This is a genomic window from Enterobacter sp. R-1.6.2, assembly GCF_035064085.1.
Lineage (GTDB): Bacteria > Pseudomonadota > Gammaproteobacteria > Enterobacterales > Enterobacteriaceae > Enterobacter > Enterobacter asburiae_B.
Genome location: NZ_JASEYI010000079.1, coordinates 1 through 2275 on the forward strand (window position 1 = coordinate 1; position 2275 = coordinate 2275).

Genomic DNA, 2275 nt, shown 5'->3' on the forward strand with positions numbered 1-2275 from the left:
AGTAGAGTAAGAGGCAGGGCGTAGTCGGACTATTTCCCTGCCTCTCCTCCCCGAACCGGACGTGCACCTTTCAGCGCATCCGGCTCTCCATTTAAATGCTGGCGAACGCCATTGCCACTTCTGTAAAGCGCGATGTATACGTGTTTCTGGTCTCCGTCCTCAGATAGGGATTACCTTCGGGTAGCCGCCAGCGGAACAGCTTCTTGCCTTGCCCCACCAACCGGTACAGTATTTCGCCGCTGAGCTTGCCGTGATTGGTTTTACCAAATAAAACCCACGTTTTGCTCTGACCCGGTTTCGGTGATTTACACCACCACCTCATCAGGGAAGCGATACCTGTACGGTATTTGCGGGCCAGCCAGTGAGCCAGCTTCCAGAACACGACACGGTCGATATAACTGAAGACTTTGGCCTTAAAATCAACGAACTGATAGAACATGGCCCAGCCTTTCAGTTTTCGGTTGAGTTGTTCAGCCATATCGACTTTGCTTTCACTGTAGTTGCCTGATAACAGTGCTGTCAGCGATGCGGCGAAGTTTCTGGCTTTCTCCTGCGGGATCGTTGAGACCACTCGCATCTCGCCATAACGACTGCGTTTGCGAATGATCCTGTGCCCCAGAAAGATAAAGCCGTCATTAACATGGGTGATTTTAGTCTTATCCATGTTCAGCCTGAGTTTCAGACTGCCTTCGAGCACACCCCGACACTCCTCCCTGATGGCTTCCGCCTGTGCTTTGGTGCCTTTGACGATGAGGACAAAATCATCGGCATAGCGGCAGTACGCCACCGCGGGTTTCCACTGCCAGTTTTCTCTGACCGCCGTACTTCGGCCCCGTTGGATACTGTTATTCCAGTACCACCGATCTTTTCTGGCTTTCCCGCTCAGGTAGCGCTCATGCAGGTATTGATCGAACTCATTCAGCATGATGTTCGATAATAGCGGCGATATAACACCGCCCTGTGGTACACCTTCACTGGCCGCCCGAAAGAGACCGACATCGATATGTCCCGCCTTGATGGTTTTCCACAGCAGAGTCATGAAACGTGCGTCACTGATCCTGCGGCGTACAGCCTTCATCAGCAGTCGATGATGTACGGTGTCGAAGTAACTGGACAGGTCGCCTTCAATCACCCAGCGTCCCCGGGTTTCACCACAGTCTGTGAGCTGTAATTTCACCGTGCGGATCGCGTGGTGGACACTGCGCTCAGGCCGGAAGCCATATGAGAGCGTATGAAAATCACTCTCCCATATCGGCTCCATCGCCATCAGCATGGCCCGCTGAACAATACGATCCCGCAACGCGGGGATACCCAGTGGTCGCAGTTTGCCGTTGCTTTTAGGGATGTAAACCCGTCTGGCGGGCAAGGGCTGGTAGTGGCCTGAGAGTAATTCATCCCTGAGGATTTGCAGCTCAACAGCCAGTCTGGCCTGTAGCATTGTTTTGTTCACGCCATCAACGCCGGGGGTATGGGCCCCCTTTGATGAAAGCGTGATCCGCGCCGCTTCAGCCAGCCATTCTGGTTGTGTTATCAGACGCAGCAGCCGTTGAATCCGTAGGGACGGATCGGTGGCTGCCCATGTGGCAAGCTTGCGTTGCATTTCGCTGATTATCAAAGGTCTTCACCTCGTTAGGTCAGTTAATTCACGTCGCAAACACATTCAAACTGCTTCCCTTCGCCATGTAATGGGCTTTCCCCATCGCGGACTACTACGGAAGCTCCGCCAGCCAGCGCGTCATCGGAGCCATGCCCCCTTAACATCCGTCGCTGACCTTCCCCGGTTTACCTGCCTGGACTCAGGCATACTGAGGAGGCTGCCCGTCGCACTCTTTATCCTTGCTTGCCGCAAGTTGGCAGAAGTCAGCAACGCAAGCGTGATAGACGCTGCTGCCCCGGTGTTTCGCATACATGTCAAAACACCTTCGACCGGCAGTGCTTACGTATCACTGCCAGTTCCTCCTGCACGGCCTGTCAGATCACGTAGGCCGTGGTGACGTTTTCAACCCACAGAGGCGGATTAACGGGTTCATGTTCTTCAGCCTTTCAGTACTTAACCTTGAGGATCATCTCGGCTTAGTGATCTCGCCTCAATCCCCGTTGTCAGCGGGTTACATCACCCTGCGGGCATGCCGCAGGTCACTGCCGCTCAGGTTCTCCACCGTCACACCCGGTGGGATTGTTGGGTTTCTCATCGTGAGTTACCGGTTCAATATTCCAGACAGACTCGCGGTTCATTTAAGCATCCATGCCCGCCCTGAACTCCGGGCACACTATA

Annotated in this window: 2 protein-coding genes; one reads left to right on the forward strand and one right to left on the reverse strand. The window is 54.1% G+C overall.

Translation table 11 applies throughout. From position 1 onward, the window contains the following. Window positions 1-91: 91 nt before the first annotated feature. A complete protein-coding gene (ltrA, locus tag QMN93_RS25755) occupies window positions 92-1600 on the reverse strand; it encodes a group II intron reverse transcriptase/maturase (protein WP_001189111.1) in 1509 nt (502 codons plus the stop codon). Window positions 1601-2028: 428 nt separating this feature from the next. Between ltrA and QMN93_RS25760 the strand changes: the two genes are divergently transcribed. Beyond that, window positions 2029-2275, forward strand: a 247-nt coding sequence (locus QMN93_RS25760) for a hypothetical protein (protein ID WP_278184498.1), incomplete at its 3' end; no start/stop codon positions are given.

What these genes read in the sequence shown, in the direction of transcription:
- ltrA (WP_001189111.1), bottom strand. Translation starts at nt 1,600, where the DNA reads ATGCAACGCAAGCTTGCCACATGGGCAGCCACCGATCCGTCCCTACGG.